The 14,025-nt window shown below is 62.1% G+C and carries 7 protein-coding genes; 2 read left to right on the forward strand and 5 right to left on the reverse strand.

What is annotated here, in order from left to right; translation table 11 throughout:
- The first annotated feature begins 29 nt into the window (after window positions 1-29).
- Both ACIPQ1_RS24250 and ACIPQ1_RS24255 read left to right on the forward strand, forming a co-directional pair.
- Window positions 30-5,081 carry an NEL-type E3 ubiquitin ligase domain-containing protein gene (locus tag ACIPQ1_RS24250; protein ID WP_446534912.1) on the forward strand — a complete coding sequence of 1,684 codons (5,052 nt, stop codon included), beginning with the start codon at window positions 30-32 and terminating at the stop codon, window positions 5,079-5,081.
- Between the two features lie 144 nt (window positions 5,082-5,225).
- Window positions 5,226-10,280 carry an NEL-type E3 ubiquitin ligase domain-containing protein gene (locus ACIPQ1_RS24255; RefSeq protein WP_446534913.1) on the forward strand — a complete coding sequence of 1,685 codons (5,055 nt, stop codon included), beginning with the start codon at window positions 5,226-5,228 and terminating at the stop codon, window positions 10,278-10,280.
- A gap of 45 nt (window positions 10,281-10,325) precedes the next feature.
- Here the strand turns inward: ACIPQ1_RS24255 and ureC are convergent, their stop codons facing one another.
- From ureC to ureA, 5 genes are all read right to left on the reverse strand, one after another.
- A complete protein-coding gene (gene ureC / locus ACIPQ1_RS24260) occupies window positions 10,326-12,026 on the reverse strand; it encodes an urease subunit alpha (RefSeq protein WP_411386371.1) in 1,701 nt (566 codons plus the stop codon).
- Between the two features lie 142 nt (window positions 12,027-12,168).
- A complete protein-coding gene (locus ACIPQ1_RS24265) occupies window positions 12,169-12,477 on the reverse strand; it encodes an urease subunit beta (RefSeq protein ID WP_249876329.1) in 309 nt (102 codons plus the stop codon).
- Entirely contained in the window at window positions 12,474-13,007 is a 534-nt protein-coding gene (locus ACIPQ1_RS24270; RefSeq protein ID WP_039593491.1) for a GNAT family N-acetyltransferase, read from the reverse strand. Before ACIPQ1_RS24270 ends, ACIPQ1_RS24265 begins: the two co-directional genes overlap by 4 nt.
- 5 nt (window positions 13,008-13,012) lie before the next feature.
- A complete protein-coding gene (locus tag ACIPQ1_RS24275; protein ID WP_446534914.1) occupies window positions 13,013-13,546 on the reverse strand; it encodes an N-acetyltransferase family protein in 534 nt (177 codons plus the stop codon).
- 9 nt (window positions 13,547-13,555) lie between these two features.
- Entirely contained in the window at window positions 13,556-13,858 is a 303-nt protein-coding gene (gene ureA, locus ACIPQ1_RS24280; protein ID WP_003186301.1) for an urease subunit gamma, read from the reverse strand.
- Window positions 13,859-14,025 lie beyond the last annotated feature (167 nt).

The following is a 14,025-nucleotide window of genomic DNA, read 5'->3' on the forward strand; positions in this document are numbered from 1 at the left end:
CGGGTTTTCCACTCTCAAGGATGATCCGAATGCCAACACCTATTCCTGCCATTGCCGACCCCGGCATGACGCCGCAGCCTGAAAGTCGCGGCGTCCACTTCGACCTGCTCAAGCAGCGGGTTCCCGATTGGTACATCGGGGCCGCCATGCGGCGCCAGCAAGCGTTGAGCGACCACGACCTGGAACTCCCGGCCTGGTACGCGAAGGCTTCCCACGCAACCCGAACCCGTCTCAAGGAACAGCATTCGCGCTACCGCGACAGCTTGAACCTGATCGACAGCACCTTGGGCAGTATCGAGGACATCCGCGCCTTTGCCAAACCGCTGCTGACCCAGGCCATCCAGAAGGAATTCAAGCGAACACTGGACGTGGAGGCGGTTTATTACGCGCGCCAGTACGGTCTCAAGACCCGCAAGGACCTGGGCAGCACGCTGCTTCACCGTCTGACGGGAGAGGCCTGGGATACCTACGAGTATCGAGGCGCTTCGTTGTTGGAAACCGCGCTGGCGAACTTCGAACCCGACGAAGAGCTTAAGCTCGATTGCGACGGCTGCCATGTCATCACCACCACGTCACTGTCCGCCAGTGGTACGCCTAAGCCCACGCGGGACGCCGTCCGGGCGGGGGCGTTGCCAATCGCCCCGCACGCCTTTGCCAGGCTGTGCCGCAAACTGGACCTCGGACGGCGCTACCAGCAACACATTCGCGCCATTGCCCGACCCGCTGACGACGATGCCCGCAAGCGGCTCGACCAGCAACTGCGTGATCACCACAAGCAAGCGTTGGCGCTGAGTGCCGAAGTCGCCTGGGCCAAGGCGGACATCAGCCAGGACACGTACCAGATGTTGCGGCAAGTGATCGGCGATCACGACGGGGTCATGCTCGACGGGCGGCCGGTGACATTCACTTCGCTGAAAATCTTCGACACCGAACTGGTCGGCCCGCTGCTGATCGGCCCCGACCGGGAAAAGACCCGGCGCCTGGAGCGAATGGTGGCGTATCTCCCGGGCGATCCCGAGCACCCGCTCAAGGAATACGCGTCCAGTACCGAATTCATGATCGAACTGCGCCGACGCCTCCATGGCATCGCCTACCGACGGTTCTTCAGTCGCTTTATACCGCTGAGCCAGCAAGGGGCTTTTTTCAAGCAGTTCGACCAGCTCTACCAGCCTTCTCCCCAGGCCGATGCCCAGTCCGATTATCCGCTCAAGCCCTCGTTGAAAAACTTGCGCATGGCCGCGTCGCCCATCCCCGGCGCCCTGTGGGAAGCCTTGCGCCGCGAACAACTCCAGAAGATCGAGATGGACGCGCGAGCGGTGGCGGTGCCCACCGCCGATGAAGACAAGGTTGCCCGTCTGGCGCGCCTGGAGAGTTGGACGAACACGGTGATCGACGTGCTCAACCAACTGGCCTTCGTGGTGCCCGCGTTGGGGCCGCTGATGCTGACCGTGGCGGCCGTGCAGATGTTTGAAGAAGCGTTCGAAGGGATCGAGGCGTTCGAGCAGGGGGAGACCAAGGAGATGTGGGGGCACTTTTCCAGCGTCGCGCTCAATACCGTGTTCATCGCCGCAGGCGCCAAGGTGTTGCCGAAGATCCACGCATCGGCCAGTGTGGATCAGTTGGAAGCGGTGGAACGGGCCAACGGGGAATCGCGACTGTGGAAGCCTGATCTCACGCCGTACCGCAGTCCTTTGCGACCGCTCGCTGGCGCCGTCCCGGACAGTCTGGGACTGTACGAAGTCAGTGGCCGCGAGGTCCTGCCGTTGGAGGAACACTACTACGAGGTGCAACAGGATCCGGTTACCCACCGCTATCGCATCCGCCATCCTTCCCGGCCGGATGCCTACCCGCCCAAGCTGACACACAACGGCAGCGGTGCCTGGAATCATGAACTCGAAAGACCGCAAGGCTGGCAAGGGGCAACGCTGATGCGCCGGCTCGGTCATCGGGTCAAGGATTTCAGTGACCACGAATTGGAGCAGATCCGTATCGCCAGTGGCATCAGCGAGGGCGTGTTGCGACGCCTGCATGTGGACGGCGAGCCGATGCCCGCGCTGCTGGCCGATACGGTCAAGCGTTTTGACTTGGCGCGACAAGTCGACACTTTTATCGGGCAATTGCAAAGCGAGGATTCGCGGCGACAGGACGAAGCCGATCCAGTGACCCAGCTGCACTTGCTCGCCGGTTATGGTCCCTGGCCAAGCGGCCTGAGATTGCAGGTGATAGATGGGGCGGGCAAGACGCTCTGGCAGTATGTTCGACCATCGGAAGGCGCCGTTCCGGTTCGCGATGTGATTATTCCCGAGGAAAAAGTACGTACCCCTTCGGTGTTGAAAAACCTGATCGAGGCGGTGGACGCGACCGGGAAGGATTTGTTGGCCAGCACCCGTCCGGCGATAGCGAAAACGAACATGGACGCTCGGATTCGCCAGCTCAGGATCAACCTCGCCGAGGTGGCGCAGCGGGAAAAGGTCCAGCTGCTCAACGATTACTACGCCAGGGGCCAGGAGCCAACCGACCCTCGGGTCGCGTTGATCAAGTCTCGCTTCCCGTCGGTGCCGACCGGCGCCATCGAGCAGATGATCGCCCATGCCAATCGTGGGGAGCTTCAGCAGATGGCCGCCTGGAATAACGCGGATCGCACCCAGACCAAGCCCATTCCGCTGCGCATCGCCGAGGAATTGCGCCATTGCCAGCGAGCGGTGCGTTTGAACCGGGCCTATGAAGGCTTGTACCAACCCGCGCTGGCGACGGCGGACACGCCCCGCCTGGTGCTGGCAACACTCAAGACCTTGCCCGGCTGGAGCGACACGGTGCGTATCGAGCTGCGTGACGATCATGCGACTGGCGCATTGGTCGACAGCATCGGGCCGCTTGAGGCGGCGCAGACCAAGATCGTGGTCAGGGACGGGGCTCGTTACCAGGCGCTCGATGACCACGGCAATGAGCTGAGCCACTGGGGTAGCCTCTTTGACGCGCTGCACCATGCCTTGCCGGATGCCGAGCGCGAGGCGATGGGACGCCCTTCGATTCACCAGGGTGCCCTGCTGGAAAAGGCGCTCGGTGAAATGCCGCTGGAACGCAACGCGCTGGCGCGAACCTTGGGTTTGCCGACCATCAAGCCCTCGTTCCGCTCGCCGATGCGCCTGGCGTCGGGCGGATTCGCTTATCCCTTGAGCGGGCTGCGAGCCTTGTTGGGGCTGGGTCGTTCGGTGGAAAGCCGCGTGCTGGAGCTGTACCCGAACTATACGAACGAGCAAGTCCAGGTTTTGCTGGCCTCACTGGGCGACGGCGCCGTGGCGGAGCTCAAGCGACGCAAGGTCGAGTTGGACATGCTGGATCGGGACCTCGACCGTTGGGCCAATACCGTTACCTGGCTTTATTCCGGTGATCGCATGGAGCAGGTGCCGCCTGCGCGCAAGCGCGCAATGGCTGAGCAGATAAAGCGTTGCTGGAGGCGCCAGACCCCTCTGGTCACGGCTGCGGATGGTCGCCCGGCGGGCTATCAGCTCGATCTGGGGCGCCTGACCGTCGGGCATCTGCCGGACCTGTCGGCGGATTTCAGCCACGTGGCCTCGCTGAAGATGGCTGGCATGGACTTGTCGCAACAGGCCTGCGAAAGCTTCCTCTCCGGTTTTTCCTCGCTTCGCTGGCTGGACATGTCCGACAACCGGTTGACGGAAGTCCCCGCTGCCGTGGGGCCCATGAATGGCTTGACCAAGCTGCTGCTGGCCAACAATGCCCTCAGCCTGACCCCTCGTTGCATTGAGATATTGCAAGGCCTTACCCGACTGAAAGTCCTCAACTTCGAAAACAATCCCTTGGGGCAACTTCCAGATTTCAGCCGCATGTCCGATCTGCGCGGCCTGGGTCTCAAGGGCACGGGAATCAACACTTGGCCAGCTGGCCTGCGTGGCTTGCCGCTGGAGTTCGTTGATCTGCGCGATAACCAGTTGGCCGACGTTCCGGACGCGCTGGTCAACCCAACGGCGGCCGACGCCCTTGCCACGGCCCGCGTCAACGGCGTGACGTTTCTCCAAGGCAATCCGTTGAGCGCAGCGACCCAGCAGCGCCTGCATGATTATTGGGCGGACCTGTGGCGTGTGCACCCCGATTGGATAACGTTGCGTCAACACGGGGCGTTTGGTCATGCGGCCACGGGGACGGCGGCCAATGTGCAGCAATGGCTGCAAAACCTGCCCGACGGGCAATTAGCAGAAAAGCGTGCGTTGTGGCAAAGCCTGGCAAGTGAACCGCAGTCCGGCGAATTGTTTGAACTGTTGAACCGCCTGGCCACGTCCTATCAGGGCGAAGAAAACTACGCTGACCTCCAGTTGCGTGTCTGGCGAATGCTAGAAGCCGCCAGCGGCTCCACTGAGTTGCGCCGGGAACTGTTCGAGCTGGCGGGAGCCCCGGCGTGTGAGGATCGCGCGGCGCTGTCGTTCAGCTACCTGGAAATCAGATTGATGATCCACAACGCCAAGGCCGCAGCGAGCGGAGAGGCAGAGGCGGCAACGTTGCTCAGGCTGGCCAAGGGTTTGTTTCGTCTCGACGAAGTGGAGCGCATCGCGCTGCAGGATGTCCAGAAACGGCGTGACGCCATCGCTGCCCGGTCGGACCTGACGCCCGCCCAGAGAACCCGGCAACTGCGCAACATCGAAGAAGTCGAGGTGCGCCTGGCCTACCGCGTAGGGCTCAAGGATCGGCTAGCGCTACCGGGCCAGCCCGAGGGCGGGCGATTTATCCACATGGGTAACGTGACATCGCTGATGCTGGATGACGCGGCTAAGCAAGTACTGGCGCTGGATGATTCGCCCCGCCTCCTGCAGTCGATCGTAGGGCGGGAGTTCTGGATCGACTTCTTGAAACAACAGCATCAACCAGCCTTCGAGGCCTTGGCTGACACGCTGGTTACCCAGCAGCTTGAATTCGATGAGGCGAAAGCGGCCGGAACCTTGGAGGAGGCTGACTATGTGAGCCAGTCCGAGGCGCTGGGCTTGCAACAGCGGATCAAGGAGGCGGAGCTGATCCAGGCGTTGACCGAACAAGCGCTGGACGCGCAGGAGAGCACCGACCTGTAAGGCAGATCTTTGGGGCCGGAGCGGGTGACGAGGCGTCAGTGGGTTCGCATGTCATGTCTTGTGGGCAAAGCGATAAATAGTTACCGCATCCATGGCGCAGGCAATGAGTAGGCTCGGGTTTTCCAACCTCAAGGATGACCCGAGATGCCAGAGCCTACCGCTGCGAAAACCACCACGCCCGCACCTGCTTCAAAAAAGGGTGAGCACGACGATTTGCTCAGAAGTCGTATTTCCCCCTGCTTCATGAACGCCACCGAGCAGCGCCAGCAAGCGCTGCGCGATCATGACCTCGAGCTTCCAGAGTGGTACGTGAAAACGACCCACCAGACCAGGGCCAGCCTCAAGCGCAGTCACGAGCAGTACTGCCAGATCTTCAACCAGGTCGATTACGCACTGGGCAAGGTCCAGGACGTGCGGGCCTTTGCCGAACCCTTGCTCAGCCAGGCCATCCAGGCCACCTTCAAGCGTACGCTTAACGTCCGGGAGGTTTATTTTGCCCGCAAGTTCGCGGTCAAGACGCGTACCGACCTGGGCTCCAATCTGCTTCATCGCTTGACCGGTGACGCCTACGACACTTACCAATACCGAGGTGGTTCGCTGCTGGACGTCGCGCTGGCGAATTTCGAGCCCGATGAAGAGCGCAAGCTCGACTGCGACGATTGCCATCTCATTACCACCACGCCGGTGTCGGCTGACGGCACCTTGAGCCACACCCTCGAGTCCGTGCGCGCCGGCACACTGCCCATTGCCCCCGAAGCCTTTATCAAGCTATGCCGCCAGCTCGACCTGGGGCGCAAGTACCGGGAACATCTTGCGACGGTCCTGGAACCGAACGACCGTCAGGCCCGCGAACGGTTGGATGAACAGTTGCGCGAGCATCACAAGCAACGCCTGACGATCAGCACCGAGATTGCCCAGGCCAAGGGGGATATTCGCCAGGACACCTACCGAATGTTGCAGCGGGTGGTGGGTGGGCAACCCTCGGCCGAGCTGGACGGTCGCCCGGTGACCTTCGCCACGTTGAAGGTCCTTGAGGTCGAACTTGTCGGCCCCCTGCTGATCGGTCCGGAACGCGAGAAAAGTAACCGGTTGGAGCGAGTCGTGGCGTACATTCCGGACGACCCTGAGCATCCGGTGAAGGAATACGCCTCAAGTGGAGAGTTTATGGTCGAACTGCGGCGCCGCCTGCATAACCTCGACTACCGCCGTTTTTTCAGTCGCTTCGTGCCGCTGCACGAGCAAGGGCATTTCTTCGAGCGCTTCAACCATCACTTCCAAATTTCGCCGACCGATGCCAAAGGCGACGTCCCGCTCAAGTCGAACCTGCCAGGGCTACCGATGAGCACAGTCGACCTCAAAGGGTACTTATGGGAGACGCTACGGGTAAACCAGGTCCGCAAGATTTACCAGGACGCGCGCGTGGTGGCGGTTTCCACCGGTGATGAAGACAAGAAGGCGCGTGAGGAGCGCCTGGAAAGTTGGGCAAGCACGGTCGTCGATGTGCTCAACATGGCGGCGTTCGTGGTGCCCGGGCTCGGGCAGGTGATGATGACTGTGTGGGCATTGCAAATGCTGTACGAGGCGTTCGAGGCCGTCGAGACGTTCGAGCAAGGGGAAACCAAGGAAATGTGGGGGCATTTTTCCAGCCTGGCGCTCAACGCCGCGTTCATGGCCGCCGGCGCCAAGGTGCTCCCGCGCATCATGCCATCGGCGACCGTGGATCAATTGGAGCCCGTAACATCGCCGACTGGCGAAACACGACTCTGGCGCCCTGATCTGACGCCTTACCAGAGCGATCTGGAGCTGCCCGCGAATTCGCAGCCCGATGCCCTGGGATTGCACCGTCTCAGCGGTCGCGATGTCCTGCCGTTGAACGACATCCGCTACGAAGTCCAGCAGGACCCAGCCACCCAGCGCTATCGCATTCGCCATCCGTCCCGGCCGGATGCCTATCAGCCCGAGTTGACGCACAACGGCAGCGGTGCCTGGAACCATGAACTGGAACAGCCGCGCAGTTGGGAAGGCGTGACGCTGATGCGCCGGCTCGGTCATCGGGTCAAGGACTTCAGCGACACTGAGCTCGAGCACATCCGTACCGCCAGTGGCACCAGCGAAGATGCGCTGCGGCGCATGCATGCCGAGGGAGAACCGGCGCCTGTATTGCTGGACGACACGATCAAGCGCTTCGACATCGCTCGCAAAGTCGACGCTTTCCTGTTGCACATGCAAAGCGAAGATCCGCAGGTCTATGAAAAGGCCGATTCGATGACCCAGCTGCACTTGCTCACGGGCTACGGCCCGTGGCCAAAAAACTTGAAGCTGAAGGTGATCGACCGCTCGGGCAAGACCCTTTGGGAGTACGCCCATCCATCGGATGAAGCATCGACGCTCCGTGAAGTCGTCGTCAGCGATACGGAAGTTTATTCATCTTCATTTCCCAGGAACCTGATCGAGGCCGTGGATGCGACGGGCAATGACTTGCTGGCTGGCACACGTCCGGCGCTTGCGAAAACAGACATGAACGCCCGAATCCAGCAATTTCGCAAGAATCTGCTTAAGGTAGCGGTGCGTGAGAAAAAACAACTGATCGATGACCACTACGCCAAAGGCGATGTGTCGCAAGATCCACGGGTCAAGCTGATCAAATCCCGTTTTCCTTCGGTTCCGGCGGCCGCCATCGAGCAGATCATGGTCCACGCCAGCCCTGCCGAAATCCGGCAAATGGCGGGATGGGATTACACCGATGCCACCCAGACCAAACCCATCCCGCTGCGCATCGCCGAAGAGCTGCGTCACTTTCAGCGGGCGATCCGTTTGAACCGGGCCTACGAAGGTTTATACCAGGAGAGCCTGGCCACGGCGGATACACCCCGCCTGGCACTGGCGACTCTCAAGACGTTGGCGGGCTGGAGCGATACGGTACGCATCGAGCTGAGGAAAGATTTCACCTCTGGGGACTTGATCGACAGCGTCGGGCCGGCGGACTCGACGCAGGTCAAAATCGTCGTCAAGAATGACGATCTTTATCAAGCCCATGACGACAGCGGCAACGATTTGAGCAGCGAGGGCAGCCTCTACGCAGCCTTGCAGCATGCGCTTCCGGATGCAGAGCGCCAGGCGATGGGTCGTGCTTCGATCCACCATGGCGCGCTGTTGAAGGACGCGATCGGTGCGGCGCCGGTGAGCCGTGCTTCATTGGCGAAGGTCTTGAAGATGCCGGCAGTCAAGCCGTCGTTCGTCTCGCCCATGCGCCTGGCTTCGGGCAGATACGGCTATCCCTTGGGCGGGCCTTTGGAATGGCTGCGCCTGGGCCGGTCGCCGGAAAGACGGGTGCGAAATTTGTTCCCCGATTACTCGCCTCAGGAAGCCCGGGTCTTTGTGCGGGAATTGGGCGACGGAGCGGCCGCGGAGATCGGGCGCCTTGAAACCGAATACCGTATGTTGCGCAACGAGCTGGACCGTTGGGTCGCTTCCGCTGAGACGGACGAAGCGGACAACAACGCATCGGCGGCAAGACGAAGACTCAAACGCATCACCGCCGATCGGATTCGTCAGTGTTGGAGACGCCAGTCCCGGGCTGTCGGTGTAGTGGACGGCCGGCGTGTGGGGTATGAGCTGGATCTGGGCTGGATGCATGTGAGGTCGTTGCCGCAGCTGTCGGCAGATTTCAGTCACGTAACCTACTTGAGGCTCTACGGGGCGGGGTTGTCGCAACACACCTGTAACGGTTTTCTCACGCGTTTCCCTGCCCTTCGTTGGTTGGACATTGCCCATAACAACCTGACGGAAGTGCCGGAGGCGTTGGAGGGAATGCCCCGTCTGACCAACCTCACACTGGCCTCGAACCAGATCGCCCTGACACCCCGTGGCGTTGAAGTCCTGGGAGGTTTGTCCGCCATGGAGTCCCTTACCCTTCACGACAATCCACTGGGGCGTTTGCCCGATTTCAGCACCATGCCAGCCCTGACTGAGCTGTTGCTGAGGAACACCAGGGTCGACACCTGGCCCACGGGCCTGCTTGACCAGCCACTGGAGGAACTGGACTTGCGCAGAAATCTACTGACCGAGGTGCCGGCGCACGTGATCGATCCGCCCGCCGAGCGGGCCCATGCCATGGCCCGGCTCAATGGTGTGACGTTTATCCAGGGCAATCCCATGGACGAGGCGATCGGGCAGCGCTTGCGTGAATATTGGGCAAATCTTCAGCAGGCCCATCCTGAATGGGTCGCCCCGCGCAGAATGGGAACACTCCAGCTGGCGGCCAACACTGTGGTGAGCAGGCGGCCGGACGTGCGGCCATGGCTGCGTGATCTGCCATCCGAACAACGGGAGGATAAAAAGGTCCTGTGGCGAAGCCTGCAGGCAGACCCGCAATCCGGAGAGTTCTTCCAACTGTTGAGTCGGTTGATCGGGTCCTATCAGGACGTGGCTGACTATTCGGACCTGCAGGCCCGCGTCTGGCAGATGCTGGAGGCTGCCAGGGATTCCACTGAATTGCGTCGTGAACTGTTTGAACTGGCCGGCGAACCGGCCTGTGAAGACCGTGCTTCGTTGTCTTTCAGCAACCTGGAAATAAAGATGATGATCCACAACGCCAAGGCCCTGTCGGCGGAGGGGGATGAAGCGGCCACGCTGATTCGCTTGGCCAAGGGATTGTTCCGGCTGGATGAAGTGGAGCGGATAGCCCTGCAGGACATCCAGGGACGTCGTGATGCAATCAATGCCCGTGAAGGGCTCACAGCCGCGCAAAAGGCCGAGCTGATCAGGCTGATCGAAGAAGTCGAGGTCCGCTTGGCCTATCGTACGGGGCTGAGGGATCGGCTGGAGCTGCCGGGGCAACCGGGAGGAGGACGCTTCACCAACCTGGGCAACGTTTCCAGTGCCATGCTCGATGCTGCGGCCGCCGAGGTCCTGGCCCTCGACGACTCGCCCCAACAAGTGCAGTCGCTGGTGGGCCGCGATTTCTGGATCGACTATTTGAAGCAGCAGCATGCGGCAGATTTCCAGGCGTTGACCGACGCCCTCTCCGATGAGCTTTCGGCGCTAGATGAGCAGAAAGCGGACGGAACCCTTGAGGAAGCCGACTATGCCAGTCAGTCCGAAGCGCTGGGCTTGCAGCACCGGGTCAAGGAAGCGGAACTGATCCAGTCGTTGACTCAGGAGGAGCTGGATAAGCCGATGGAAAGTACTGACATGTAAGAGGAACCTGTAGCGAGGGCCTGCACCCTCGCCACCGGCCTCTGCTCAAAACAGGAAATAGCGCTGCGCCATCGGCAACACATCAGCCGGTTCACACCACAACAGCACGCCGTCGGCCTTGACCTGGTAGGTCTGCGGGTCGACGTCGACACTTGGCAGGTAGTCGTTGTGGATCAGGTCGGTTTTCTGCACATTGCGGCAGCCTTTGACCACGGCGATTCTTTTCTTCAACCCAAGCTGTTCCGGCAATCCGGCCTCGGCGGCGGCCTGGCTGATGAAGGTCAGGCTGGTGGCGTGTCGTGAGCCGCCGTAGCTGGCGAACATCGGCCGGTAGTGCACCGGTTGTGGCGTCGGGATCGAGGCGTTGGCGTCGCCCATCAGGCTGGCGGCGATCGCCCCGCCCTTGAGGATCAGCGTCGGTTTTACGCCGAAAAACGCCGGGCGCCACAGCACCAGGTCGGCCCATTTGCCCACTTCGATAGAGCCCACTTCATGGCTGATGCCGTGGGTGATCGCCGGGTTGATGGTGTACTTGGCGATGTAGCGCTTGATGCGGAAGTTGTCGTTGCCTTCGCCGTCGCCGGGGAGGGCGCCGCGTTGTTTTTTCATCTTGTCGGCGGTCTGCCAGGTGCGCGTGATGACTTCGCCGACACGGCCCATGGCCTGGCTGTCGGAGCTGATCATCGAGAAGGCGCCGAGGTCGTGGAGGATGTCTTCGGCGGCGATGGTCTCGCGGCGGATGCGGCTTTCGGCGAAGGCCACGTCCTCGGCGATGCTCGGGTCCAGGTGATGGCAGACCATCAACATGTCCAGGTGCTCGTCGATGGTGTTGCGGGTGAACGGCCGGGTCGGGTTGGTGGAACTGGGCAGCACATTGGGGAAACCGCAGGCCTTGATGATGTCCGGCGCATGGCCGCCACCGGCGCCTTCGGTGTGGTAGGTGTGGATGGTGCGGCCCTTGAACGCGGCCAGGGTGGTCTCGACGAAACCGGACTCGTTGAGGGTGTCGGTGTGGATCGCCACCTGCACGTCGTACTGATCGGCCACGCTCAGGCAGTTGTCGATAGCCGCCGGGGTGGTGCCCCAGTCTTCGTGCAGCTTCAGTCCGATGGCGCCGGCCTTGACCTGTTCGACCAGCGGCTCCGGCAGGCTGGCGTTGCCCTTGCCGGTGAAGCCCATGTTCATCGGGAAGGCATCGGCGGCCTGGAGCATTCGCGCGAGGTGCCACGGCCCGGAGGTGCAGGTGGTGGCATTGGTCCCGGTGGCCGGGCCCGTGCCGCCGCCGATCATGGTGGTGACGCCGCTCATCAGCGCTTCTTCGATCTGCTGCGGGCAGATGAAGTGGATGTGGGTATCGATGCCGCCAGCGGTGAGGATCATGCCTTCACCGGCGATGACTTCGGTGCTGGCGCCGATGGCGATGGTCACGTCGGGCTGGATGTCCGGGTTGCCGGCCTTGCCGATGGCCGCGATGCGCCCGTCCTTGAGGCCGACATCGGCCTTGACGATGCCCCAGTGGTCAATGATCAGCGCGTTGGTGATCAGCGTGTCGACGACCTCGGCGGCCAGCAATTGGCTCTGGCCCATGCCGTCGCGAATCACCTTGCCGCCGCCGAACTTCACTTCTTCGCCGTAGGTGGTGAAGTCCTTTTCTACTTCGATCCACAACTCGGTGTCGGCCAGGCGAACCTTGTCGCCGACGGTGGGGCCGAACATGTCGGCGTAGGCCTGTCTCGAAATCTTCATGTGCTCGCCTTGAGGTTCTTAAGTCGTGTGCAGTCCATTGTGGCGATGGAGCTTGCTCCCGCTGGGTCGCGTAGCGGCCCTAGGTTTTTGGGGCTGCTGCGCAGCCCAGCGGGAGCAAGCTCCCTCGCCACAAAGGCGCTCTTCAGTCCAGGTCGCCCATGACCCGCCCGGCAAACCCGAACACCCGGCGATGCCCGGCCAGTTCGACAAGCTCCACCTCCCGGCTCTGGCCCGGTTCGAAGCGCACCGCGGTGCCGGCCGGGATGTTCAGGCGCATGCCACGGCTGGCGGCGCGGTCGAAGGCCAGGGCGTCGTTGGTCTCGAAAAAGTGATAGTGCGAGCCGACCTGGATCGGCCGGTCGCCGCTGTTGGCGACGTTCAGAGTGAGCGTGCGACGGCCGACGTTGAGTTCGATGTCGCCGGGCTGGACCTGGTATTGCCCTGGAATCATTGCGGTTGCCCCAAAATCTTGTAGTAGATGGCGGTCGGGGTGTAGGTCCCGTCCGGGCTCTGGCAGTAGTCGGGCAGTTCGCCGACGCGGGTGTAGCCCATGGCGCGGTAGAACGCCTCGGCCTCGGAGCCGGCCTCGGTGTCGAGGTACAACAGGCCGCGCTTGTGCTGGCGGGCACCGAGTTCAAGGGCGCTCATCAATTGCTGGCCCAGCCCCCGGCGGCGCGCCTCGCCGCGCACCAGCAGCTTTTGCACCTCGGCGCGGTTGCGGCCGTTGGGCTTCTGGCACAGGGCAAGCTGGACGCTGGCCTGCACCTGTTCATCCTTGACCACCACCCACAGCAACAGATGACCTTGGTTGAGGCTGGTCTGGACCTCGTCGAAATAGGCACGGGCCTGGACGGCGTCGAGATCAGCCATGAACCCCACGCTGGCGCCGTAGCCGACGGCGTCGAGCAACAGATCGATCAGGCCCTGGCGATAATGGGCAAAGCTTTCAGCATGGACTCGACGCAACTGGGCGGCGTTCATCGGTATCACTCCTTGTCGATGGCGGGCGGTGGCGCCCCGGGGTTGAGGACCAACTGCATGAACGTCAGGTCCAGCCAACGGCCGAACTTGGTGCCCACCTGGGGCATCTGCCCGGTGGTGACGAAACCGATCCGCTCATGCAGGCGAATCGAGGCCGTGTTGCCGCTTTCGATGGCGGCCACCATGACGTGCTTGTCGCAGGCCCTGGCGCGTTCGATCAGTGCGCTCATCAGCAGCGGGCCAAGGCCCTTGCCACGCTGGTCGCGGCAGACGTACACCGAATGCTCCACCGTATGGCGGAAACCATCGAACGGCCGCCAGTCGCCGAAGGAAGCGTAGCCGAGCACGTTGTCCTCGGCGTCGACGGCCACCAACACCGGGTAACCCTGGGTTTGTCGGGCGCTGAACCAGGCCTGGCGATTGCCCAGATCCACGGGCTGTTCGTTCCAGATCGCCGTGGTGTTGAGCACGGCGTCGTTGTAGATGTCGCGGATCGCCGGCAGGTCGGCGGGTTGGGCGTCACGAACATGGGCAGTCATGGCGTGGCCTCAGGCGATGGGCTGGTGGACGGTGACCAGTTTGGTGCCGTCGGGAAACGTCGCTTCGACCTGAATCTCCGGGATCATCTCCGGGATACCTTCCATCACCTGCTCGCGACTCAGCAGCGTGGTGCCGTAATGCATCAGCTCGGCCACGGTCTGGCCGTCGCGGGCGCCTTCCAGCAGCGCGGCGGAAATGTAGGCCATGGCTTCCGGGTAGTTGAGCTTCAAGCCCCGGGCCAACCGCCGTTCGGCGACGAGGCCGGCGGTGAAGATCAGCATCTTGTCTTTTTCGCGTGGGGTCAGGTCCATGGGCAGTCCATAAGGGCAGATAAAATTTTTGCGTTAAACACAGGTCCCCTTGTGGGGATCCTCTGTGGGAGCGAGCTTGCTCGCGATAGCAATCGAACATTCAACATAACCGGTGGCTGATACACCGCTATCGCGAGCAAACTCGCTCCCCCCGGGCAAAGCAACAT

It is taken from the genome of Pseudomonas sp. LARHCG127, assembly GCF_052871455.1.

Coding starts and splice junctions, on each gene's coding strand:
- ACIPQ1_RS24250 (WP_446534912.1), top strand. CDS start 30: ATGCCAACACCTATTCCTGCCATTGCCGACCCCGGCATGACGCCGCAG.
- ACIPQ1_RS24255 (WP_446534913.1), top strand. CDS start 5,226: ATGCCAGAGCCTACCGCTGCGAAAACCACCACGCCCGCACCTGCTTCA.
- ureC (WP_411386371.1), bottom strand. CDS start 12,026: ATGAAGATTTCGAGACAGGCCTACGCCGACATGTTCGGCCCCACCGTC.
- ACIPQ1_RS24265 (WP_249876329.1), bottom strand. CDS start 12,477: ATGATTCCAGGGCAATACCAGGTCCAGCCCGGCGACATCGAACTCAAC.
- ACIPQ1_RS24270 (WP_039593491.1), bottom strand. CDS start 13,007: ATGAACGCCGCCCAGTTGCGTCGAGTCCATGCTGAAAGCTTTGCCCAT.
- ACIPQ1_RS24275 (WP_446534914.1), bottom strand. CDS start 13,546: ATGACTGCCCATGTTCGTGACGCCCAACCCGCCGACCTGCCGGCGATC.
- ureA (WP_003186301.1), bottom strand. CDS start 13,858: ATGGACCTGACCCCACGCGAAAAAGACAAGATGCTGATCTTCACCGCC.